Origin of the sequence: Acinetobacter sp. GFQ9D191M, assembly GCF_011174875.1 — a bacterium.
Classification (GTDB): domain Bacteria; phylum Pseudomonadota; class Gammaproteobacteria; order Pseudomonadales; family Moraxellaceae; genus Acinetobacter.
The window spans coordinates 78,377-101,180 of sequence record NZ_JAALGV010000002.1 but is presented as its reverse complement, the minus strand read 5'-3'; the positions used below and the strand labels follow the sequence as shown (position 1 = coordinate 101,180).

General features: G+C 43.9%; 19 protein-coding genes. 11 read left to right on the top strand and 8 right to left on the bottom strand.

The window, feature by feature from the left end:
* The first annotated feature begins 106 nt into the window (after nt 1–106).
* A complete protein-coding gene (locus G5T77_RS00870; protein ID WP_005236726.1) occupies nt 107–601 on the top strand; it encodes an Lrp/AsnC family transcriptional regulator in 495 nt (164 codons plus the stop codon).
* A 48-nt stretch (nt 602–649) separates the two neighbouring features.
* Here G5T77_RS00870 and G5T77_RS00865 read toward each other — a convergent pair whose 3' ends face one another.
* The 7 genes from G5T77_RS00865 to G5T77_RS00835 all read right to left on the bottom strand — a co-directional run bounded on the left by G5T77_RS00865 (nt 650) and on the right by G5T77_RS00835 (nt 6,757).
* Nucleotides 650–1,024: a hypothetical protein gene (locus G5T77_RS00865; protein ID WP_159124423.1), complete on the bottom strand. Its 375-nt coding sequence runs from the start codon at nt 1,022–1,024 to the stop codon at nt 650–652.
* Between the two features lie 207 nt (nt 1,025–1,231).
* On the bottom strand, nt 1,232–2,161 hold the full coding sequence (xerA, locus tag G5T77_RS00860) for a site-specific tyrosine recombinase/integron integrase (RefSeq protein ID WP_166137730.1): 930 nt from the start codon (nt 2,159–2,161) through the stop codon (nt 1,232–1,234).
* Complete coding sequence (locus tag G5T77_RS00855; RefSeq protein WP_166137733.1) at nt 2,149–2,766, bottom strand: alpha/beta hydrolase; 618 nt, start codon at nt 2,764–2,766, stop codon at nt 2,149–2,151. Before G5T77_RS00855 ends, xerA begins: the two co-directional genes overlap by 13 nt.
* Nucleotides 2,767–2,861: 95 nt before the next feature.
* Nucleotides 2,862–3,707 carry a diaminopimelate epimerase gene (gene dapF / locus G5T77_RS00850; protein ID WP_004784684.1) on the bottom strand — a complete coding sequence of 282 codons (846 nt, stop codon included), beginning with the start codon at nt 3,705–3,707 and terminating at the stop codon, nt 2,862–2,864.
* Between the two features lie 12 nt (nt 3,708–3,719).
* Nucleotides 3,720–4,964 (bottom strand): diaminopimelate decarboxylase, encoded by a 1,245-nt coding sequence (gene lysA / locus G5T77_RS00845; protein ID WP_166137736.1) that lies wholly within the window; start codon nt 4,962–4,964, stop codon nt 3,720–3,722.
* A gap of 24 nt (nt 4,965–4,988) precedes the next feature.
* Nucleotides 4,989–5,222 (bottom strand): lipoprotein, encoded by a 234-nt coding sequence (locus G5T77_RS00840; RefSeq protein WP_005236736.1) that lies wholly within the window; start codon nt 5,220–5,222, stop codon nt 4,989–4,991.
* 131 nt (nt 5,223–5,353) lie between these two features.
* Nucleotides 5,354–6,757, bottom strand: coding sequence for an amino acid permease (locus tag G5T77_RS00835; protein WP_166137739.1), 1,404 nt, complete (start codon nt 6,755–6,757; stop codon nt 5,354–5,356).
* A gap of 321 nt (nt 6,758–7,078) precedes the next feature.
* Between G5T77_RS00835 and G5T77_RS00830 the strand changes: the two genes are divergently transcribed.
* Nucleotides 7,079–8,425 carry a sodium:alanine symporter family protein gene (locus tag G5T77_RS00830; protein WP_166137742.1) on the top strand — a complete coding sequence of 449 codons (1,347 nt, stop codon included), beginning with the start codon at nt 7,079–7,081 and terminating at the stop codon, nt 8,423–8,425.
* A 72-nt stretch (nt 8,426–8,497) separates the two neighbouring features.
* Here G5T77_RS00830 and G5T77_RS00825 read toward each other — a convergent pair whose 3' ends face one another.
* Nucleotides 8,498–8,929, bottom strand: a complete 432-nt coding sequence (locus G5T77_RS00825; RefSeq protein WP_166137745.1) for a hypothetical protein — start codon at nt 8,927–8,929, stop codon at nt 8,498–8,500.
* A gap of 188 nt (nt 8,930–9,117) precedes the next feature.
* On the opposite strand from G5T77_RS00825, the gene radA reads away from it, so the two are divergent.
* From radA to G5T77_RS00780, 9 genes are all read left to right on the top strand, one after another.
* Nucleotides 9,118–10,506 (top strand): DNA repair protein RadA, encoded by a 1,389-nt coding sequence (gene radA, locus G5T77_RS00820; RefSeq protein WP_166137748.1) that lies wholly within the window; start codon nt 9,118–9,120, stop codon nt 10,504–10,506.
* Between the two features lie 117 nt (nt 10,507–10,623).
* Nucleotides 10,624–11,628, top strand: a complete 1,005-nt coding sequence (locus G5T77_RS00815) for a Tim44-like domain-containing protein (protein WP_166137751.1) — start codon at nt 10,624–10,626, stop codon at nt 11,626–11,628.
* A gap of 249 nt (nt 11,629–11,877) precedes the next feature.
* Nucleotides 11,878–12,402, top strand: a complete 525-nt coding sequence (locus G5T77_RS00810) for a tetratricopeptide repeat protein (protein WP_166137754.1) — start codon at nt 11,878–11,880, stop codon at nt 12,400–12,402.
* 305 nt (nt 12,403–12,707) lie between these two features.
* Entirely contained in the window at nt 12,708–14,090 is a 1,383-nt protein-coding gene (gene ahcY / locus G5T77_RS00805) for an adenosylhomocysteinase (protein WP_166137756.1), read from the top strand.
* A gap of 184 nt (nt 14,091–14,274) precedes the next feature.
* Entirely contained in the window at nt 14,275–15,111 is an 837-nt protein-coding gene (gene metF, locus G5T77_RS00800) for a methylenetetrahydrofolate reductase [NAD(P)H] (protein ID WP_166137759.1), read from the top strand.
* A gap of 31 nt (nt 15,112–15,142) precedes the next feature.
* A complete protein-coding gene (locus G5T77_RS00795) occupies nt 15,143–15,853 on the top strand; it encodes a 16S rRNA (uracil(1498)-N(3))-methyltransferase (RefSeq protein WP_166137762.1) in 711 nt (236 codons plus the stop codon).
* 177 nt (nt 15,854–16,030) lie between these two features.
* Nucleotides 16,031–18,907, top strand: a complete 2,877-nt coding sequence (locus G5T77_RS00790; protein WP_166137765.1) for a GGDEF domain-containing phosphodiesterase — start codon at nt 16,031–16,033, stop codon at nt 18,905–18,907.
* Nucleotides 18,908–19,048: 141 nt separating this feature from the next.
* Nucleotides 19,049–21,328, top strand: coding sequence for an NADP-dependent malic enzyme (locus G5T77_RS00785; RefSeq protein WP_166137768.1), 2,280 nt, complete (start codon nt 19,049–19,051; stop codon nt 21,326–21,328).
* A gap of 83 nt (nt 21,329–21,411) precedes the next feature.
* Nucleotides 21,412–22,644 (top strand): multifunctional CCA addition/repair protein, encoded by a 1,233-nt coding sequence (locus G5T77_RS00780; RefSeq protein WP_166137771.1) that lies wholly within the window; start codon nt 21,412–21,414, stop codon nt 22,642–22,644.
* Nucleotides 22,645–22,804 lie beyond the last annotated feature (160 nt).

Here is a 22,804-nt window from a genome sequence, read left to right as displayed (position 1 = left end):
TTCCTTTGAATCTTCGGAAAGTGAAATTAGTATCTGCGAATTTTTACAAAATAGGCTTTCAATTTATTTTATAATAAGTATTATTTTTCGAATTATATTCTAATTTATGAAAATATCTTCCAAGTCTGTGCGAGTAAAACTTGATCGAATTGATAAAAATATCATTCATCACTTGCAAGCCAATGGTCGTATTCAGAACAACGATCTGGCACGTGAAATTGGACTATCCCCTTCTTCCTGTCTGCGTCGGGTAAAATTACTTGAAGATGCGGGCGTGATCCAAAATTACACCACCATCGTGGATTCACAGAAAATCGGTTTTCAACTGATTCTGTTTTCACGGATCTGGCTGGTCGGTCAGGATGCAGAAACCATTGATACTTTTATCGAGGCGATGAAAGAGCTGCCTCAGGTGATGGAGTGCTATATCATTCTGGGTGAATGTGATGCGATGTTAAAAGTTGTGGTGCCTGATCTGGAAAGTTACCGTAAATTCCAGTCCACACATTTGACCAAGAAAAATGGCATTACCAGTGTCAAAACAGATTTACCCAGCCAGATTATCAAGCAAAGTTTTCAGTTACCCTTGGATGACTTATAAAATATTTTAGCAATAAAAAAGGATGACCTTAGTCATCCTTCATGTTCATTAAACTTGCAGAAAGTCACGATGCACATGACTCAGTTCAATCAGTTCATAAGACTTCAGATCGAAAATATTCCAAATTTCGAGCGCATCTTCTTTTAGGTCAACAGCTTTACTGGCTCGCTGCGTGGTCTGCCATTGCAGATCAGAAATCCATAGATAATACTGGCCTGTTTCAGGATTATAAGCCTGCATTTTTCCTTCTGCATTAATCCCTTGCACGATTGCTCCTTCAGGGAGAACGGCTTCAATAGTGGGCAAGCTAATCTCAACAAAATGTTTAATCTGGCGTAAACCATAACCCGCAAACATGTCTTTTTGGGCTGGGCTTAACTGCGCATGCTTTTGTTGTATATCCGGGATAATTGCTGTGTCCATAAAAATTCCAGTATCGAGATCGCTGATTTTCTTTTAAAAATTAATTACTATTTATACTTATATCCGAAAACAGCCATTTGAAAAATAAGACAATAGTGAAATATCTTTCCAACAGTCTGTTCAGGTCATATTTTGAGCATGATACATGAAAGTTTTATGCCATGAATCCTAATCATCCGACAAGCGGAAGAAAACTTTATATTTTCCCTATTCTTTATGCTGTGCCCGCGGATGCGCCTGATCATAAATCTGCGCAAGTCGATCAAAATCAATATGAGTATAAATTTGTGTGGTACTCAAATTGCTATGCCCCAACATTTCCTGAACGGCACGAAGATCACCACTATTCGACAGCATATGGCTGGCAAAACAATGCCGTAACAAATGCGGATGCAGGTCAACACTAACCCCTGCACGCTGCGCCTGAAACTTGACCCGGTTTTCAATTTGCCGTGCACCGAGCGGATTGCCTTTTTGGGTGATAAATACATTCGCGTCAGGTACAAAATCACCATTCCAGAGCGGATAAATTTTTAGCCATTCCATCAGACTGTCTTTGGCTTTTGAACCAAAAGGCACTACCCGGGTTTTATTGCCTTTACCAGTAATACGCAAGAGCTGACGATTAAAATCAACATCCTTGATTCTTAAGCTCTGAATTTCTGCCAAACGTAAACCACTGGAATAGAGTAATTCCAGAATCGCCTTGTCTCTCAACCACATTTGCTGCTGCGCTTCGGTTTCTGGAGCCGGCTGGTCCAGAATCTGGTTCACAGTTTCAATATCGACCATACCCGGCAAAGGACGTGACTGACGTTTCAACTGAAAATCATCAGCCGGATTAAATGCAAGATACTGCGCCTGCTCTGCCCATTTCATGAACTGGCGAATCGAAGAGAGCATCCGCTGCAAGCTACTCGAACTTAATCCGTGCTGCTCGACTTTTTCAGCCAGAAATTGGCGTAAATCCGTGGCTTCCACATCATTAAGCGCTAGTTGTTGTACTGCGCAGAACTCCAGAAAATCAGCCACATCACGTTCATAGGCCTGCAAGGTATGTTTAGACTGGTTCTGGATCTCACGTTCTTTGAGCCAGATTCCGAGCAAGTCTTTTGCAGAAAGCTTTACTTGCTCCATTCAATTGACTCCAGCCAAGCTTCAATCAGTTCTGCGGTCTGTACTGGATGAGTCGCCGCAAAGAAATGATCTCCGCTTTGAATTACATGCAGGTTTGCATGTTTCAAATTTTGCTTTAAGCATTGCCCCACCTGAACGGTACTTAAAGCGTCTTGGTCACCCCAGATCAGTAGAACAGGAATCTCAAGATTGCTTAACTGTTTCAGGCTAAATACGGTTTGATCTTGTAAAAACCAATCAGGAACATCTTTAAACTGCTCGCGATAATCTATCCGCCAGTCAGCACAACCGAACTGTGATAGATCCACACCACCAGAAGTTGCCAATAAAACCAGTCCTTTGACTTTCTGTGGATGATGTAGTGCAATTCCAACTGCAAGAACTCCCCCCATGGACTGGGCAACCAGAATCGAATCATCCTCAATCTGCTCTGTGATGAGTTCCTGCAGATCATGAAGATTTTGAATAGTTGAATTTAGTTCTACCCCATCGAAGCCCGGATATGTCAATATTTTTGTAGATTGATCTGTTTTTAAATGAGCCAACAACGGCTGCCAAAAGCCTTGGCTGCCTGATGCACCCGGTAAAAACACAAGCTGATTCATAGAGCTGTTGTGATATCAATTAAATATGGAATTCATCCTATCATAAAAAAAGCACCGTACTATGTGCGGTGCTTTTTAGAGAAATAAATGTGGGATTAACCCTGGAAGTAGCGCAAGTCCAGTCGACCTTCATAAACATTGGCGGTTGGGCCCGTCATCCAGACTACATCACCTTCTTTCCATTCAATCTGCAATTTACCACCCGCAAGTTCAATTTCGACCTTGCTAGATAACAAACCACGGCGCATACCAGACACTGCTGCAGCACAGGCACCTGTACCACAAGCCAGTGTTTCGCCTACACCACGCTCATAAACACGTAAACGGGCATGCTTTTCATCAATGATCTGCATAAATCCAGCATTAACGCGTGCCGGGAAACGCACATGAGATTCCACCTGTGGACCAATTTTAGCCACATCAGCAGTCAACACATCCGGAACAATCGTCACTGCATGTGGATTACCCATATTCACCACATCAATCGTCAGTTTCTCACCACCCGCCAGATCGATGTCATACAGATTTTCCGGTTCTTCAGCCACGAATGGAATTTCCTGAGGTAGGAATTTTGGATAACCCATATTCACTCGTACCCAGCCATTGGCACCAAGTTCAGGTTCCACGATTCCAGCTTTGGTCTGTACCTTGATTTTGGTTTTAGTCGTTAATTGACGTTCATGCACGAAACGGGCAAAACAGCGCACACCATTACCGCACTGCTCAACTTCAGAACCATCCGCATTAAAAATACGGTATTTAAAATCTGCACTTGGAATATCAGGCGGTTCAACAATCAAGAGCTGGTCAAAACCCACACCAAAGTTACGATTTGCCAAGCGCTGAATAGTGAGAGTATCCAGATAAGCACGCTGGCTAATCAGGTCTACCACCATAAAATCATTGCCCAGGCCATGCATCTTGGTAAATTCAAGCAACATTATTCAGTCTCCTTAAGGCAATAAACGCTCACGTTCCCAAAGTGATTCAACCGTTTCACGCTCACGAATCAGATGCGCCTGATCACCATCCACCATCACTTCAGCAGCACGGCCACGACTGTTATAGTTTGAACTCATTACGAAACCATATGCACCAGCCCCAAGAACTGCTAGTACATCATTTTCTTTAATGGCAAGCTCGCGTTCTTTGCCCAGGAAATCGCCTGTTTCACAGATCGCGCCCACCACATCCCATTCTTTTGTTTCCACATCTGTACGCGGTGTCACAGACTGAATATCCATCCATGCTTTATATAAAGCTGGACGAATCAGGTCATTCATCGCAGCATCAATGATGGCAAAGTTACGGTGATTGGTTGGTTTCAGCAGATCCACTTTGGTCAGTAAAACACCTGCATTGGCAGAGATACTACGACCCGGCTCCATATAAACTTTCAGGCCCAGTTTTTCTAAAGCCGGACGCATGGCATTGGCATATTCTTCAACCGATGGCGGTGTTTCATCTTTATACGTCACACCTAGACCACCACCGATATCAATGTGTTTCAAGTTGATGCCCATGTCTTTCAGCTTGTCGATCATCACAATGACACGATCCAGCGCATCAACAAAAGGCTGAGTTTCAGTCAACTGCGAACCGATATGACAGTCAATCCCGACCACTTCAAGATTTGGCAATGACGCTGCATATTGATAAGTTTCAAATACGCTGTCTGATGGAATACCGAATTTGTTTTCTTTTAAACCAGTGGAAATGTAAGGATGAGTTTTAGCATCCACGTCCGGATTCACACGTAGAGAAATCGGCGCTTTAACATTAAGTTCGGCCGCTACTTTCTGAATACGATCCAGCTCGGCATAAGATTCCACATTAAAGCAGGCAATGCCGACTTCCAGTGCTTTCTTGATATCTGCTTCAGATTTACCCAGACCTGAGAATACGATTTTTGAAGGCTCACCACCGGCTTTCAAGACACGAGCCAGTTCACCACCAGTCACGATATCGAAACCAGCACCCTGCTTGGCCAATACATTCAATACCGCAAGATTAGAGTTTGACTTTACCGCAAAACAGATTTGATGATCGATAAAGCTAAAAGCACGGTCCATATCCAGATAATGCTTTTCAAAAGTTGCTTTTGAATAAACATAAAGTGGTGTGCCAAATTGCTCTGCGAGCTGTTGCAGTGAACATTGCTCAGCATGCAATACCCCATTAATGCGGGTGAAACTCATGAATGTATCCTTTCTCTGAAAGTCTTAAGGAGATGGTGTTGAATCGGATTCAGCGGGCGCTTCAAATTGCTGCTTGACCGGCGCATCCTGTTGTTCATCTGATACTTGCGGTGCAGATTCAGTATTTTTATAGAGTAAATACTTGGCACGTTTATCGTAGTTTGGATCATTTGGAAGATGTAAAGCTCCCGACTGCCCACAACCGACCAAGGCAAAACCGACTGTAATTAAACTGATGTAGCAAATGACCTGACGCATCTGACCACCTATATGAGTATTTTCGATGAAGTATAACGCGATCATCCGTATGACCAAAGCGCTAAACGCTAGAGAGTATATTCAGACATAAAAAAACGCCAGCAGATCGCTGACGTTTTTATTGATATGGATTATTTATGTTTCTGTTTATAGAAGCCTAAATATCCAATAATCAGCAAAATGAACCAGACTGGGCTGACCATCAAGGCACGACGGGTATCATCTTCCAGCGATAACACACCAATCATACCAACAAAGAAAATAATGACGATCCAGCAAGTCACCAATCCTCCAGGCAGCTTGAATATGGATTTAGCATGCAATTCCGGACGGGTACGGTAATAGATCATGTAGCTCCAGATAATGATCAGCCATACACAGATAAACAGAATAGTCGACAAAGTCGTTGCTAAGGTAAATGCTTCAACCGTATTCGGCACGAAGTATTGTAATGCTGCACCGAGCAATAAACAGATCGCTGAGAAATACAAAGCATTCGCTGGAACGGCGCGCGAATTCAAACGACCAAATGCTTTCGGTGCCTGTTCTTCACGAGACAAACCAAACAGCATACGGCTGGTTGAGAACACCCCACTGTTCATCGATGACATTACTGATGACAACACCACCAGGTTCATGATGATCGCGGCCGCCGCAATACCTGCTTGACTGAACAGATTTACGAACGGAGAAACATTTGGATTGATCTGATCCCATGGTGTCACTGACATCACAATGATCAGAGCTAGCACATAGAAAATAATGATACGGATCGGAATCGAGTTCACCGCTTTAGGCAGGTTACGCTCTGGATCTTTGGTTTCAGCAGCCGTAGTACCAACCAGCTCTACACCCACAAAGGCGAAAATCGCAATCTGGAAACCGGCCAGGAAGCCCATAGTTCCTGTCGGGAATAAACCGCCATGATCCCAGATATGGGCAAATGAAGCGACCGTACCTGCATCATTAGTAAAGCCAGTAAAGATCATCCACAGACCCACACCAATCAAAACAATAATGGCGATAATCTTGATCAAAGCAAACCAGAATTCCATTTCACCAAACAGTTTCACGGTTGCCAGGTTCAAGCCCATAATAAAGACAATAGAGGCAATACTGATCAACACGCCTTCACCCGGAGTAAATGGCAGACCGTTATTAAAGAATTGCAAGTAATAGATAATGGCTGACAAATCCGCGATACCAATCGTGATCCAGCATAACCAGTAGGTCCAGCCGACAAAATAACCTGCCCATGGCCCGATCAGATCTGTGGCAAAATCAATAAAAGATTTATATTGCAGATTGGATAACAATAATTCACCCAATGCACGCATGACCAGAAACACCATAAAACCGATGATCATATAAATCACCAGAATGGATGGTCCTGCCAGGCTAATGGTTTTCCCTGAACCCATAAACAGGCCGGTGCCAATCGCACCCCCAATGGCAATTAACTGCAGGTGCCGGTTGGATAAACTACGCTGTAGCTCACCATCTTCCGATGATGAGTGACTATATTTTTCTGACATTATTTCATTTCAACTTTGAGTTTTAATCGCGACAAATTAACGTAAAAAACATGGAATACAAAAAGAAAATTCGCATCATTTGTATTTTCCAACTAATCTTGCAAGTTAATTTATTTTTCTTATATCAATATTCATTTATCTTTAGTCTTAGTTTTAAGGCGCAATGAATACAGGATTTTTCTTGTCAAAGCGCTGAAACTATGTAAAAAATAGAATACAAATCCGCCAATATTCGCGTTTAGGATGAGCGCGCATGGCATAGCAATTGCTTTTCAATCAACATCTCAAATAAAGCTGACACGGATAAATAAGAAGAAATTTATGCAAAATTTACAAAGCATCATGGAAACCGTCAGTGGCTGGGTCTGGGGCCCATATATGCTGGTCCTCATTGTCGGTACCGGTATATTCCTGACCTTCCGCCTGCTGTTCTGGCAGTTCCGCATGTTGCCACTGGCCTTTAAACAGGTTTTTGGCAAACACCCTTCGCATGAAGGCGATATTTCCCAGTTTGGCTCACTCATGACCGCACTGTCAGCTACCATCGGTACCGGTAATATTGCCGGTGTCGCGACTGCCTGTGTACTGGGTGGTCCTGGGGCCGTATTCTGGATGTGGATGACTGCCCTGTTCGGAATGGCAACCAAATATGGCGAAGGTGTACTGGCCGTCAAATACCGGGTTAAAAATGAACGCGGTGAAATGTCTGGCGGTCCAATGTATTACATTGAGCGTGGCCTGAAATGGAAATGGCTGGCGCTGATCTTTGCGTTCTTTGGTGCTGTCGCATCTTTCGGAATTGGTAGTTCAGTTCAGTCCAACACTGTTGCACTTGCAGTAGAAAATGGTTTCGGTCTGGAAACCTGGGTTACAGGGATCGTAATCACTGCATTTTCTGCACTGGTAATTCTGGGCGGGATTAAGTGGATTTCTAGAGCTGCTTCTTTCATTGTACCGATCATGGCGATTGGTTATGTAGCGGGCGGTCTGATCATTATTTTCACCCATCTCGATTTAGTGGGCCCTGCACTGAAAATGATTTTCACCTATGCCTTTACTGGTGAAGCTGCCGTAGGTGGTGCGATTGGTGCAGCGATTCGTTATGGTGTCGCGCGTGGTGTCTTCTCGAATGAAGCTGGTATGGGTTCGGCACCGATTGCCGCTGCTGCTGCAAAAACCGATCATCCTGCCCGTCAAGGTCTGGTTTCCATGACCGGAACTTTTATTGACACGATTATTGTCTGTTCGATTACTGGTATTGTCTTGGTGATGGGCTTCATCATGGCCGGCAGTGATTTTGGTGGACAAACCGGTGCTGTTCTGACCGTTTCTACATTTAACAAACTGCTGCCAGGTGTTGGTGGCTGGATTGTGACCTTCGGCATTATCTTCTTCGCCTATTCCACCATTTTAGGCTGGAGCTACTACGGGGAAAAATGTGCAACCTATCTGCTCGGTGAGAAATTTCTATTCCCTTATCGCATCATCTATATCCTGTCAGTATTTATTGGCTGTGTCGCGACACTAGATCTGGTCTGGCTGTTTGCAGATACCTTCAACGGTTTGATGGCCATTCCAAACCTGATCGGCCTGTTACTGCTGTCTGGGGTGATCGTGAAAGAATCTAAAGATTTTATTGCTCGCCGTAAATCAGGTGAACTGTATTAATCAAATTTAAAACCCTTAATAAAAAGGCCACGTTCATCGTGGCTTTTTTATTATTTAAGTTTGCTAAAAATATCAGTTCACACGGCCAGAAAATTCATCGTCATCATCATGAGCTTGATTTAGATTTAAGAACTCTTCACGGTCTGCTTCAATTTCCAGCGCAGTTTCTAGAGATAATACAAAGAACAGCACTCCCGGAATCTTCATCTCCCCTTCGGCATCTTCCAGATGTTCACTGACCATTTGGTAAACCGGATGGGCTTCATCAAATGGCACATCGATATAAAGATCACCTGAATAACTTTCAATTACGCCAGGCTGTTCTATCCCCATACAGGGTGCAAAGTTAATTTGGCGTTGCTCCAGCCATTCCATCAGGTTCTGCCGCAAATGATAGGACTCAGCATCTGCATTTTCATGTTCGTAATTTTCAAAATGTACAAATAATACATCACGGTCTTTTTCACGTGCGATCGCATCGATATGTTTTAAAAGTTGTGGCATGTCAGGATTCCTGTACCCGTGATGAATTTTCTCATTATAGAAGGTATTTCACTTTCATGTAGAAAGGTAAATTCATATGCGTCATATGCTGACGTAAATCAGTGACTTTTTCAGCCAAAGGTCTTGGTTTTCAGTCTCATTCACCGCTATGCTGTAGCCCCCATTCCCAATATTTATTTTCGGAAATTATGGCTAAAGCAAAAAGTGTGTATCGTTGTGAACAATGTGGAGCAGACCATCCTAAATGGGCGGGTCAGTGTTCTGAATGTGGGGAATGGAACAGTCTGGTAGAAGTCAGTATTGCGCCAGCAACGACACATCGTGCTCAGCCAAAAATTGGAGGTTATGCCGGTCAGGCAGCTGCGATTACTACCTTAAATAAAGTGTCTGTTTCACATGAAACCCGTCTGCAAACCGGGATTGGCGAATTTGACCGAGTCTTAGGTGGTGGTCTGGTCACAGGTTCCGTGGTGCTAATTGGTGGTGATCCGGGGATTGGTAAGTCAACTATCTTATTGCAAACTGCAACCCATATGGCAGCCGGCAACAGCTCTGCCCTGTATGTGACAGGTGAAGAATCCCTGTCTCAGGTGGCATTGCGTGCCCAGCGTCTGGACTTACCCACAGACCAGTTGAAAGTCATGGCAGAAACCTGTGTGGAACGCATTTGCGAGGTGCTTGCACAGGAACGTCCTGCTGTTGCGATTCTGGATTCGATTCAGACTTTATATACCGAAACCTTGCAGTCTGCGCCAGGTGGTGTATCACAGATCCGTGAGTCTGCCGCCCTACTGACCCGTTTCGCCAAGAATAGCGGAACTGCCCTGTTTATTGTCGGTCATGTGACTAAAGAAGGTGCCTTAGCAGGTCCACGTGTATTGGAACATATGGTGGACTGTGTGCTGTATTTTGAAGGCCAGTCGGATTCTCGTTACCGTATGATCCGCGCAGTCAAAAACCGTTTCGGTGCAGTCAATGAACTTGGCGTCTTTGGCATGACCGATAAAGGTCTGCGTGAAGTCGCCAATCCATCTGCCATTTTCCTCAGTCGTTATGATGAAGCGATTCCAGGTTCCATCGTCATGATTAGCCGTGAAGGAACTCGCCCACTCCTGGTTGAAGTTCAGGCTTTGGTCGATGACGCTCATGGCCAGCCACGCCGTGTAGCCTTGGGGTTAGAGCAGAATCGTCTGAATATGCTGCTGGCCGTGATGCACCGTCATGGTGGCGTACAAACATCCGGACAGGATGTCTATGTCAATATCGTCGGTGGTTTAAAGATTACCGAAACCGGTTCTGACCTGGCTGTACTTTTAGCGTGTGCATCTAGTATCCGGACCAAAGCATTGCCTCAGCAACTGGCTGTTTTTGGTGAAGTTGGTCTTTCTGGTGAAATTCGTCCAGTGCCGAATGGTCAGGAACGTCTGAAAGAGGCAGTCAAACATGGTTTTAAATATATTATTTTACCGCGTGCCAATGCACCGCAAAAACCGATTCCCGGCGTACAGGTCATTGCTGTAGCCCGATTGCATGAAGCCCTGAGTGAAGCCATGAGCCTAAGTGATGAACTCAGTTAGTTTTAATCGATAAATCTTGCAAAAAGCTTAAAAAAATACACATTTTTGATTGAAATCCCCTATAAAGCCTATATAAATAGAGTATTCAAATAAGTTTTTTTCACATAGGAAAATTGAATGGAAGTTCGACAGCGTGGTTTGATTGCAGGTCTTTTAACAGCAGCATTACTGGTTGCTCCTTTAACTGCTGAAGCAAAACGTGCCGGTGGCGGTAAAAGCCATGGTATGCAACGTTCTGCTGCGCCTACTCAATCTTATCAACAACCTCGTCAAGCTGCGCCAGCACAACAGGCTCCAGCCGCTGGTGCTGCAACTCAGCAAAGATCTGGCCCAGGTGTAGGTAGTATGGTTGCTGCCGGTGTAGCAGGTGCTGCCGTGGGTGCGGTTGCTGCCAATGCGCTGGCTGATGACAAAGAAGTACAAGCGGCTTCTGAAGCTCAAGCAGCTCAACAGCAACAAGAGGAAAAAGGTGGTATTCCTGGCTGGATCTGGATCTTGCTTGCTGCCGCTGTTGCCTTCTTCATTTTCCGTAAGATGGGCGCAAAAAAAAAAGTAGCTTCTAATCCATACGCTCCAAATAGTGGTGCTGGTCATTCAGCACCATTTGGTCAGACACCTCCTCGCGGTGGTGACAATACCAATATTTTTGGTCAGAACGTGGGTGGTAGCACGCCAAGCACAAATGCTCCGTTTGGTTCAGCTCCGGTAAATAATGCGCCATTTGGTGCAGCCTATACCAATAGCGGCAACCAGCTTCCAGATGGTACAGAACCTGCGACTTTCTTACGTGTTGCACGTCAGCGCTTTAACCACATTCAGTCAATGAATACGGCGAGCAATATTTCAGAAATTAAACGTTACCTGACTCCTGATCTTTACCAGTCGATGTATAACGATATTATGGCAAATCAGGATCAGGACGTAGCTGAGTTCTCTAACCTGAATGCAATGGTTGTGGATTCATCGAATGAGAATGGTCAATACGTAGTAAGCGTACGCTTCACTGGTACTGTAAGTGAAGACTTGAATAGCCAACCTCAACCGTTTGCTGAAATCTGGCACTTTGTCAAACCTGCCGGTTCTCAACAAGATTGGGTGGTTGCAGGAATCCAGCAAGACTAAATTCTTATCTCATTAATCGTATATCAACAGCGGCTTTCGGGCCGCTGTTTTGCTTTCTGAATCATGGAAAAATATTTAAATTTATTCTTGTTCTCTTTCTATTCGTTTTATTGTTATTCCTCTAAACAAATAGCTTAGTTTGCGTGTTTTAAGCTCTATCAGTCGACTTTTATACAAAAGCCAGTTTTCGGATTGGCTTTTTTATTTTGAACCTTTTAATCTAGATACAAAGATATTTGAGATACTGACATGACTGAGCGTGTTTCTCCCCCTGCCACGCTGGCAAACCGCGCATTGGCAGGCAATGCCGAAGCCCAATTTGAGCTTGCCGAGCTCTATATGCAAAGCGAGCATGACGAAGACATCATGCTGGCCGAAGAGTGGGCATTGAAAGCAGCCAATGGTGGCTGGGTTGAAGCCATGTACTGGCTCGGTGAGGGTTATACGGTTTATGCCAAAGAAATCGCTGAGGAAGACCCAGAAGATTCCAAAGCTCACTTTGAGTTAGCCTATTACTGGTTGAGCAAAGCCAATTTCGAAAAACACTCTGCAGCGACTTTAGAACTGGCTGGTTTTTACCGTCGTGGTGATGTGGTCGAAAAAGATGTTGAAAAATCTATCGCTCTTGTAAAGCAAGCAGCTGAATGGGGTGAAGTTCAAGCCATGCGTGATCTTGCCTTTATTTATGCCAATGGTCTTGGTGTGGCCGCTGATGACATACAGGCAGATTACTGGACTAAGAAAGCAGATGAAATTGAGCAGGACATAGAATAAATAACAAGCCCGTCAGATGATGGGCTTTTTTACGAGAATAAAACTTTATTTCAGTTTTCAAATATCAGGATATTTCTCAAAATATTTTCAAAATTTTCTTATTAGTCAGATAATAAACAATTTCGGATTGGAACCAAATTAATTTCCAAGTACAATACCTCGCTAGTCGAGGGATGCTGCGACGTTTTACAGGTACGAAATGTAAAAGCGCCAGGCTCGACGATCGGTCCAACTTTTTCTAGACGGACCAACAACGGCATCCGCGAACTGAATGATCAATTATTGTTTTTTATAAGGAGATCGTGATGAACGCGGTTAATGCTTCATTTACAGATTATAAAGTTGCCGATATTTCCCTAGCTGACTACGGCCGTAAAGAAATCAAACTTGCAGAAGCTGAAATGCCAGCCCTAATGGGTTTGCGTAAACGCTACTCAGCTGCTAAACCGCTTGCTGGTGCCAAAATTCTTGGCTGTATCCACATGACTATTCAAACTGCGGTTTTAATTGAAACTCTGGTTGAATTAGGCGCTGAAGTTCGCTGGACTTCTTGTAACATCTTCTCTACTCAAGACCATGCTGCTGCTGCAATCGCTGCACGCGGTATTCCTGTATTTGCATGGAAAGGCGAAACAGAAGAAGAATACATGTGGTGTCTTGAACAACAGATTAATGTCAATGGCAAACCTTGGGATGCCAATATGATTCTGGATGATGGCGGTGATTTGACAGCTGTTGTTCACGAAAAATATCCTGAACTGATTGCAAAAATTCACGGGATTACTGAAGAAACAACTACAGGTGTAGCACGTCTTCTGGAAATGTGGAAAGACGGCTCTCTGAAAGTTCCTGCGATCAACGTCAACGATTCAGTAACCAAGTCTAAAAACGACAACAAATATGGTTGCCGTCACTCTCTAAATGATGCGATCAAACGTGCAACTGACATGCTGCTTTCTGGCCGTCGTGCATTAGTGATCGGCTATGGTGACGTAGGTAAAGGTTCTGCTCAGTCTCTTCGTCAAGAAGGCATGATCGTACGTGTATCTGAAATCGATCCAATCTGTGCGATGCAAGCATGCATGGACGGTTATGAAGTGGTTTCTCCATACAAAAACGGCGTTCAAACTGGCAAAAAAGAAGATGTGAACGTTGATCTTCTTCAAAATACCGACCTGATCGTGACTACAACTGGTAACTACCACGTATGTGACGCTGCGATGCTAGATACACTGAAAGCTGGCGCAGTGGTTTGTAACATTGGTCACTTCGACACTGAAATCGATACTAACTACTTACGTGGTTATAAATGGGTTGAAGTGAAACCTCAAGTACACCAAGTATATCGTTCAGAAAATGAAAATGATTACCTGATCCTGCTTTCTGAAGGTCGTCTGGTAAACCTGGGTAATGCAACTGGTCACCCATCACGTGTGATGGACGGTTCATTCGCGAACCAAGTATTGGGTCAAATGCACCTGTTCGCTGAGAAATTTGCGGATCTTCCTGAAGATCAAAAACAAGCAGCGATTCGTGTAGAACTGCTTCCTAAGAAATTAGACGAAGAAGTTGCTGCTGCAATGGTTGCCGGTTTCGGTGGTGTTCTGACTCAATTGACTCTAGAACAGGCAGATTACCTAGGTGTACCTGTTGAAGGTCCATTCAAGTCTGATGCTTATAAATACTAATTTTTGATTTCCACCTCACCCCGGCCCTCTCCTATAAGGAGAGGGAGATTTCCATTGTGAAAATTGTTATAGGGTAAGTCTTTAAAGACTTTAACTATCACAATGGTAGTCCCTTCTCCCTCTGGGAGAAGGTTAGGATGAGGGTAATCTATAAAATACAAGTATTTATAAAAAGGATTTGAACATGTCTAAACAGATTCCAATTTCTTTTGAGTTTTTCCCGACCAAAACCGATGCGGGTGCAGAAAAACTTAAAACCGTACATCAAGAACTACAACTGCTGAACCCAGAATTCTTTTCTGTGACGTATGGCGCGGGTGGTTCAACACGCGAACGTACTTTATCTACGATCAATGACTTTAATGGTAAAGGTACCCCCGTTGCCCCTCACCTGTCTTGTATCGGTGATGACAAAGCGCGTATCGCTGAACTGCTTGATTTGTATAAGGCACAAGGAATTAACCGTATTGTCGCGCTGCGTGGTGACTTGCCATCTGGTCAGGTGGGCCTGGGTGAATTGCCTTATGCACAGGATCTGGTTCGCTTTATCCGTGAACATTCAGGTGACCACTTCCATATTGAAGTTGCCGCTTATCCTGAAATGCATCCACAAGCAGACAGCTTTGATAAAGACATTCAGCACTTTGTGGATAAGGTAAATGCAGGTGCCAATGCGGCATTGACCCAGTTCTTCTTTAACCCGGATGCATACTTCTACTTTGTAGACCGTATCCAGAAAGCAGGCATTGATATTCCAGTAGCGCCAGGCATCATGCCAATTACCAATGCCAGCAACCTGATTCGCTTCGCAGATGGTACAGGTGCTGAAATTCCACGCTGGATTCGCAAACAACTGGCAACTTATGGCGACGATACTGCAAGCATTAAAGCCTTTGGTCATGAAGTCGTGGTGAAATTCTGTGAACGCCTGATTGCTGGCGGTGCACCGAGCCTGCATTTCTACACCATGAATACCACTGATCCAACCCGTCAACTTGTTAAAGACCTCGGTCTTGCATAAGTAAAATACCTGATTTGAGAGTAAAACTTTAATGCCACGTTTTTTTATTGAAGCTGATTTAGCAGTAGATACCACTGTAGAACTGACTGAAACAGTGTTTCATCATTGGGTTAAAGTTTTACGTGCTCAAGTCGGCGAAAAAGCCACCCTGTTCAATGGACAAGGTGGCGAATATGAAGTTGAACTGGTTGAAGTTTCCAAAAAGTCGGCTGCTGTACAGGTCAATAGTTATAACCCTACGGATCGCACACCAAAATTTAAAGCCTTGCTTGGCCAGGTCATGAGTAAAGGTGACCGCATGGATTATGCGATCCAGAAAGCGGTCGAACTGGGTGTATCTGAAATTCAGCTTTTAACCTCTGAACGCTGTGAGATGCGCCTGAAATACGACCGCGACCAGAAGAAACTGGATCATTGGCAAGGTGTAGCCATTGCCGCTTGCGAACAGTGTGGAATGAATATTGTTCCTAAAATTTTAGCGCCAATGTCACTTGAAAAATGGCTGGAAACTGATCTTCCTACTACCAAACTGGTGCTAGCGCCAAATAAAGAAGAAATTGATGTTCTGGTGAATGCCACGCTGGATATTGCCTTGCTGATTGGCCCTGAAGGCGGCTTGAGTGAAGCAGAAATCCTAGCGGCGAATGCGCAAGGCTTTGTCAATTGGTGTATTGGTGAACGTGTCCTGCGTACCGAAACTGCTCCTGTCGTTGCCCTCTCAATTTTGAATTACACTATTTAAGCGGTCAAAATTGTAAAATTTAGTTATTAATTTTATTGATTTTTATTTATAAGCATTCTACTCTTGAGTCAATAATAATGAAACACATATTGATTGATTTAAGAATCATTCAGGCTTGAATAAAAATTAAAATCTAGGATAAAAACCGTTCAGGACGAATACAAGGCACTTAATTATATGATTGATAATCAAGAGGCTTATATCAAAGAGCACTTGCATCGTGCTCAGATTGCGAACACGCTTCGACATAGCCGATATTTTCTGTTAAGTATCATGATTATTTGCCTCTATATTTTCTGTGTTTATCACATTCAATATAGCTTATCGAATAGTTACTTTAATCTCTGGTTTATCCTGACTGAAATTACCGTCAGCATGTGCTGGCTCATCAATACCCTGTATTTTAAGCCTGAACAATATCAACTAAAAAATGCGCATTACTGGTTACAAATTCAGAGCCTTGCGGTAGGTTGCTGTATCGCTTCCGGTATTTCCCTGATTTATTATTACTTGCCGCAGGCCAATACCAATTTTGATGAAATAGAAGCACTGACTCTATCAGCCTTGCTATTAATAGTGACTCAAGCTTTCGGTCTGACTTATTTAACCCAGAAGCTCAGTTATTTTTCACTGGTATTTTTGCCTTCATTGGTACCCTTTTTACTCTTTCAATTTTTTCATATCTCAGGTGCCAATCCAGTCTTTGGTCTAGCCTTAAATTTTGCAGTCATTGTGATCCTGCTCTGTGCCAATAGTACCTATCGTATTCATACCCGTACTTCCCGCCTTTATGCAGAAAATGAATTGCTGGTGAATAATGCCGAACAACAGGTCGCCTGGACGGATGAACTGTGCAAACAGCTACAAACGGAAGTCAATAAATCAAAAGATATCGAACTGGAGCTACAACTCAGCAATCAACTACTAGAGCAGAAAGTTCGTGAACGTACTTATGATATTGAACAGATTAATATTGATCTGAAAAACCAGCAGCAAAACCTTGAACTGACTCATGAAATCGCCGGTATCCGTCCATGGGACTGGAATATCAAAGACCGCAGTATTTTGCTGACCAATCATAAAGATGAGAAGGTACAACGGAAATCCAGTGAGCATCATTTGCAGTTACAACATATGATTCATCCCGATGATCTGGCTGCATTCAAAAGCAATATGAAACAGCATCTGCGTGGGAAAACTGAGCGCTATGAAGTAACTTACCGGATTCAGCAAGCGCCGGGAGTCTGGAGTTGGGTACATGATGTAGGTCGGGTGATCAGTCGCGATCCCGAAACTCACCGTCCTTTACGCATGGTGGGAATTTTGCGTGATATTCAACAGGAACGTAGTGCTCAAGAACGCCTGAAACTGGCAGCCAGTGTAATTGAGCAAGCAGCTGAAGGGATCTTCATCCTAAATGATGAATTACGTTATATCGAAGTGAACCCTTATTTCGAAAATTTGTCCGGTTTTGAACGTAATGAAATTCTAGGTAAATATCTGTTTGATATTACTGCAAGTCATAAGTCACAGCAGCGCAGCATTCATTCCAATATCATCAAGCAAGTCGTGAAAATCGGTTCCTTTGATGGCGAACTGAGTGAAAAATTCCTGTCCGGCAAAGAGATGCCACTCTGGTTGCATATCAATGCGATTACCGATGATGAAGGCCGTATCACCCACTATATCGGCATTGTCTCTGATCTGACTGAGCGTAAATTACAGGAACAGCGCCTGTCTTATCTGGAAAATTATGACACGCTAACTGATTTGCCAAACCGTTTTTACTATAACTACCAGCTGCATCAGTATCTGATGACGCAAAAAGATTCCATCAAGAAAATGGCGGTGATTCGACTCAATATCGACCGTTTCCGTCCATTGAATGAATACCTGTCTAATAATGGTGGTGATGAGCTGTTGCGTCAGGTGGCACAGCGCTTACGTCTGACCAATGCTGAAGCCCTGTTTGTGGCCCATCTAAATGGTGACGATTTTGCGATTCTGTATGAAATCTCGCATATTCGCCCGTCTGTACAGGAACACTGTCAACGAATTGCTGAAGCCTTCCAGGCTCCTTTCCATATTTTTGGACAAGATTATGTGATTACCCTATCGATGGGCGTGGCCTTCTATCCGGATCATGGTCGTCAGCTAGATTATTTGAATAACTGTGCTGAACAGGCGCTGAGTGAAGCCAAAAATCTCGGCGGGAATACTATCCATTTCTACTCCAATGAAAATACAGCTTTGCTAGAGCAAGGAATTTTCATTGAACGTGATCTGCGTAAAGCTATTCAAAATGGCGAACTAGTAGTCTACTATCAGCCGAAAATTAATTTCAATGACCAGCATATTTATGGCTTTGAAGCTTTAGTACGCTGGAAACATCCAGAGAAAGGTATTATTCCACCTAGTCTGTTTATTCCTTTAGCGGAACAGACCAGCCTGATTTCCGAGATCGGCCGTCTGGTGATTCAGCAAACTGCCAAACAGATTCGTGAATGGAATGATCTTGGCTTTCATAATATCTGTGTCTCTGTGAATATCGTGGCGCAGCAACTGCGTCGTGGTCAGTTACTCGATGATCTGGATCAGGCCATTAGCGAAAACCAGATTTCTGGCACCAGTCTGGAACTGGAAATTACTGAATCTTCACTGATTGAAAACTCTGAATCTGTCAAAAATCTGCTGAACCAGATCAAGCAGCGCCAGATTAATATCTCGCTGGATGACTTCGGAACCGGTTATTCTTCTTTGTCCTATCTTGCCGATTTTCCTATTGACATTCTCAAAATTGACCGCAGTTTTGTCTCTAAAATTGGCGAACATAAACAGGAAGCAATTGTCAGCGCCATGGTCGCGATGGGCAAAGCCATGGGCATGACTGTCGTCGCTGAAGGTATTGAAACTGAAGAACAGCTGCAATATCTACGTGATTTAGATTGTGATATTGCCCAAGGCTACTTCTTCTCCAAGCCATTGCCTGAACTGGAAGCAACTGCGTATTTAGAACAGAATCGCGTCGCTGAAACTTATATATATCAAGTCTAAGTCTATATCTACCTCGAATAATATTGTCGCAAAAATGGTCGACTTTGACTGGGCTAAGTGCTTAACAAATGTTATATTCAGAGCCATAAATGCAATTTTTTACCCGCTTTCTGGGTAATCTTTACAACGATAGAGATACAGATGGACGAACAATCTTTAAAGCAGCAGGCTCTTTACTATCACGAATTCCCTACTCCAGGAAAAATCAGCGTTACACCAAGCAAACAATTGGTCAACCAACGTGACTTAGCCCTTGCTTACTCGCCTGGCGTTGCCGCACCATGTCTTGAGATTGAACGTGATCCTTCAACAGCTGCCCTATATACCGCACGCGGTAACCTGGTTGCAGTGGTCAGTAACGGTACAGCAGTTCTTGGTTTGGGTAATATTGGCCCATTGGCGTCTAAACCGGTCATGGAAGGTAAAGGCGTACTGTTCAAAAAATTTGCGGGTGTTGATGTATTCGATATCGAAATTGCTGAAAATGATCCAGACAAGATTGTTGATATTGTCGCTTCTCTAGAACCCACTTTTGGCGGGATCAACCTGGAAGACATTAAGGCTCCAGAATGTTTCTATATTGAACAGAAACTTCGTGAACGCATGAAAATTCCTGTGTTCCACGATGACCAGCATGGTACTTCAATCATTGTAGGTTCTGCTCTTCTGAATGCTTTGCAATTAAACGGCAAAAAAATTGATGAAATCAAGATCATTGCTTCAGGTGCCGGCGCTGCTGCCCTGTCTTGCTTGAACTTGCTTTGTGCCCTTGGCGCGAAAAAAGAAAATATCATCGTTGCTGACTCACGTGGTCTATTAACAACTAAACGTGAAGGTCTGGACGAATCTAAAAAAGCATATGTACAAGACATTGATGCCTCTCAGATCGGTGACGTGATTGCAGGTGCAGACATGTTCCTGGGTCTTTCTGCAGCCGGTATTCTCACCAAAGAAATGGTGAAACTGATGGCCAAAGATCCAATTATCTTTGCCTTGGCGAACCCGGATCCAGAAATTCTGCCTGAACATGCACACGAAATTCGTGATGACGTCATCATGGCGACTGGCCGTTCTGACTATCCGAACCAGGTAAACAATGCACTGTGCTTCCCTTACATCTTCCGCGGTGCATTAGACGTTGGTGCCACCACCATTAATGAAGAAATGAAAATTGCCTGCGTACACGCGATTGCACGTATGGCACACGTAGAAGCAGATGCTGCATCTTATGGCGAAAAATCAGCTTCTTTCGGCCGTGATTACCTGATTCCTGGTCCACTGGATCAACGCCTGATTCTGGAAATTGCGCCTGCAGTTGCACAAGCTGCAATGGATTCTGGCGTGGCGACTCGTCCGATTCAGGATTTCTCGGCATATCGTCAACGTCTGTCTGAGTTTGTTTACAACTCAGCCTTCATGATGAAACCAATCTTTGCACAAGCTAAAACAGATCCTAAACGTATCGCTTATGCAGAAGGTGAAGACCTGCGTGTACTTCGTGCTGCACAAATTGCAGTGGATGAAGGCTTGGCAAAACCGATTCTGGTAGGTCGTCCAGCAGTCATTGAAGCCAATATCAAGAAATTAGGCTTACGTCTTGAAGATGGTGTGAATATCACTATCGTGGATCAGGAAAAGAACCCAGATTACGAAAAATTTGCAGACGACTATTACAACCTGATGCAACGCAAAGGTGTAACGCCTGAATATGCACACCGTGAAGCGCGTCGCCGTTCTACCCTGATCGCTGCGATGCTGGTTCGTCATGGCATGGCGGACGGTATGTTATGTGGTACTTACTCAAGCTATGACATCCATCTGGACTTTGTCAGCAATGTCATCGGCAAACAGGATGGCCATAATACCTTCTTCACCTTAAACGCATTAATGCTTGAAGAGCGCAACCTGTTTATCGCGGATACCTACATCAACCGTAATCCAACGGCTGAACAGCTTGCTGAGATGACGATTCTGGCTGCTGAAGAAGTACGTCGTTTCGGTATTACTCCACGTGTTGCCCTACTTTCTCACTCTAGCTTCGGTTCAGACCAGCACGATGCCAGCGCACAAAAAATGCGCCGTGTATATGAAATCCTTTCTGAAACTGCACCTGAGCTTGAAGTTGAAGGTGAAATGCATGGTGATGCAGCACTGGACGAAAATATCCGTCAGTTTGCATTCCCGAACTCTCGTTTCAAAGGTTCTGCAAACTTGCTGATCATGCCAAATCTGGATGCAGCCAATATTTCGTTTAACCTGTTAAAAGCAACTTCAGGTAATAACGTGACCATTGGTCCTATCCTGCTTGGTGCTGCGAAACCTGTTCATATCCTGACACCAACTGCAACGACTCGTCGCGTAGTGAATATGACTGCGTTAACTGTCGCTGAAATTCAGGAAGCAGAAAAAAACGCGTTTTAAGGAATGTACGCATCAGCGTAACTTCTTGACTTGAGAAAACCTCTATTCTGTAGCATGATGCTTGTAAGAATAGAGGTTTTTTCATGCAAGTTTATTTAGTAGGCGGTGCAGTTCGGGATCATTTACTTGGACACCCCTATCACGAAAAAGATTATGTGGTTGTCGGCGCGACGCCGGAACAATTGCTTGCTAAAGGTTTTCAACCTGTTGGCAAGGACTTCCCTGTTTTTCTTCATCCTGAAACCAAAGACGAATATGCTCTGGCACGTACCGAACGCAAGTCTGGCTATGGTTATCATGGTTTCGAATTTTATACCGATATCAATGTCACCTTGGAAGAGGATCTGATCCGCCGTGACCTGACCATCAACGCCATGGCCATGGATGATTCAGGTAAGATTTATGATCCTTATGGCGGTCAAAAAGATCTGGCTGATCGTGTACTGCGTCATGTATCAGAAGCTTTTGTCGAAGATCCTTTACGTGTTTTAAGGATTGCCCGCTTTGCTGCGCGTTATCAACATCAGGGTTTTAGCATTGCAGAAGAAACGTTGGTGCTGATGAAGCAGCTGGCGGAATCGGGCGAGCTTAATGCATTGACACCTGAGCGGGTCTGGAAAGAAACCACACGCGCACTGATGGAACAGGATGCAGATGTGTATTTTGAAGTATTACGTAGTTGTGGTGCTTTAAAAGTGCTGTTCCCGGAACTGGATGCCTTATATGGCATTCCGCAACGTCCTGAATATCATCCGGAAATTGACTGTGGTATTCATACCATGATGTCTTTACAGCAAGCCTGCCGCCAAAATTATACTCTGGATGTTCGTTTTGCAGTTCTGGTTCATGACCTGGGTAAGGCATTAACCCCTGTTGAAGAATTGCCACGCCATATCATGCATGAAGAACGTGGGATCAAACCGGTAAATGAGCTGTGTGAACGTTTAAGAGTTCCGACTCATACCAAACAGCTGGCATTGGCGGTCTGTAAAGAACACTTAAAATGCCATCAGGCTTTTAACTTAAAACCTGGCACTTTATGGCGTTTATTACAGCGTCTGGATGTATTGCGTCGTCCTGAACGTGTTGAAGCGTTTGTACAGGCCTGTGAATGTGACTCTCGCGGTCGCTTGGGTCTGGAAAATCGTGCTTATCCTCAGGCTCAATATGTGCTGGATGCCATGCAGGTTGTACGTAGCATCAAAGCACAAGATTTAGCACCGGAAATTCAAGGTCCGGATATTGGTGAAATGCTGATTGAACGACGGATTGCGGCTTTGGCAGAACTGAAAGAACAGCATAGTGCCATACTCTAAATATCAGGCTCCTTCGGGGGCCTTTTTAATATCTCAAATCTCACTCATCTCGATTTTCTATATAAATAGCAGTAATTCTTTGAAGCTACCGTGTACTTTCAACACTTAAGCAAAGTAAATATTGATTATGATTGATATTATTTTTAGCTAAGAACATGTC

Coding starts and splice junctions, on each gene's coding strand:
- G5T77_RS00780 (WP_166137771.1), top strand. CDS start 21,412: ATGCAAGTTTATTTAGTAGGCGGTGCAGTTCGGGATCATTTACTTGGA.
- G5T77_RS00870 (WP_005236726.1), top strand. CDS start 107: ATGAAAATATCTTCCAAGTCTGTGCGAGTAAAACTTGATCGAATTGAT.
- metF (WP_166137759.1), top strand. CDS start 14,275: ATGTCTAAACAGATTCCAATTTCTTTTGAGTTTTTCCCGACCAAAACC.
- xerA (WP_166137730.1), bottom strand. CDS start 2,161: ATGGAGCAAGTAAAGCTTTCTGCAAAAGACTTGCTCGGAATCTGGCTC.
- radA (WP_166137748.1), top strand. CDS start 9,118: ATGGCTAAAGCAAAAAGTGTGTATCGTTGTGAACAATGTGGAGCAGAC.
- dapF (WP_004784684.1), bottom strand. CDS start 3,707: ATGTTGCTTGAATTTACCAAGATGCATGGCCTGGGCAATGATTTTATG.
- G5T77_RS00865 (WP_159124423.1), bottom strand. CDS start 1,024: ATGGACACAGCAATTATCCCGGATATACAACAAAAGCATGCGCAGTTA.
- G5T77_RS00790 (WP_166137765.1), top strand. CDS start 16,031: ATGATTGATAATCAAGAGGCTTATATCAAAGAGCACTTGCATCGTGCT.
- G5T77_RS00825 (WP_166137745.1), bottom strand. CDS start 8,929: ATGCCACAACTTTTAAAACATATCGATGCGATCGCACGTGAAAAAGAC.
- G5T77_RS00855 (WP_166137733.1), bottom strand. CDS start 2,766: ATGAATCAGCTTGTGTTTTTACCGGGTGCATCAGGCAGCCAAGGCTTT.
- G5T77_RS00810 (WP_166137754.1), top strand. CDS start 11,878: ATGACTGAGCGTGTTTCTCCCCCTGCCACGCTGGCAAACCGCGCATTG.
- G5T77_RS00840 (WP_005236736.1), bottom strand. CDS start 5,222: ATGCGTCAGGTCATTTGCTACATCAGTTTAATTACAGTCGGTTTTGCC.
- lysA (WP_166137736.1), bottom strand. CDS start 4,964: ATGAGTTTCACCCGCATTAATGGGGTATTGCATGCTGAGCAATGTTCA.
- G5T77_RS00835 (WP_166137739.1), bottom strand. CDS start 6,757: ATGTCAGAAAAATATAGTCACTCATCATCGGAAGATGGTGAGCTACAG.
- G5T77_RS00795 (WP_166137762.1), top strand. CDS start 15,143: ATGCCACGTTTTTTTATTGAAGCTGATTTAGCAGTAGATACCACTGTA.
- ahcY (WP_166137756.1), top strand. CDS start 12,708: ATGAACGCGGTTAATGCTTCATTTACAGATTATAAAGTTGCCGATATT.
- G5T77_RS00815 (WP_166137751.1), top strand. CDS start 10,624: ATGGAAGTTCGACAGCGTGGTTTGATTGCAGGTCTTTTAACAGCAGCA.
- G5T77_RS00785 (WP_166137768.1), top strand. CDS start 19,049: ATGGACGAACAATCTTTAAAGCAGCAGGCTCTTTACTATCACGAATTC.
- G5T77_RS00830 (WP_166137742.1), top strand. CDS start 7,079: ATGCAAAATTTACAAAGCATCATGGAAACCGTCAGTGGCTGGGTCTGG.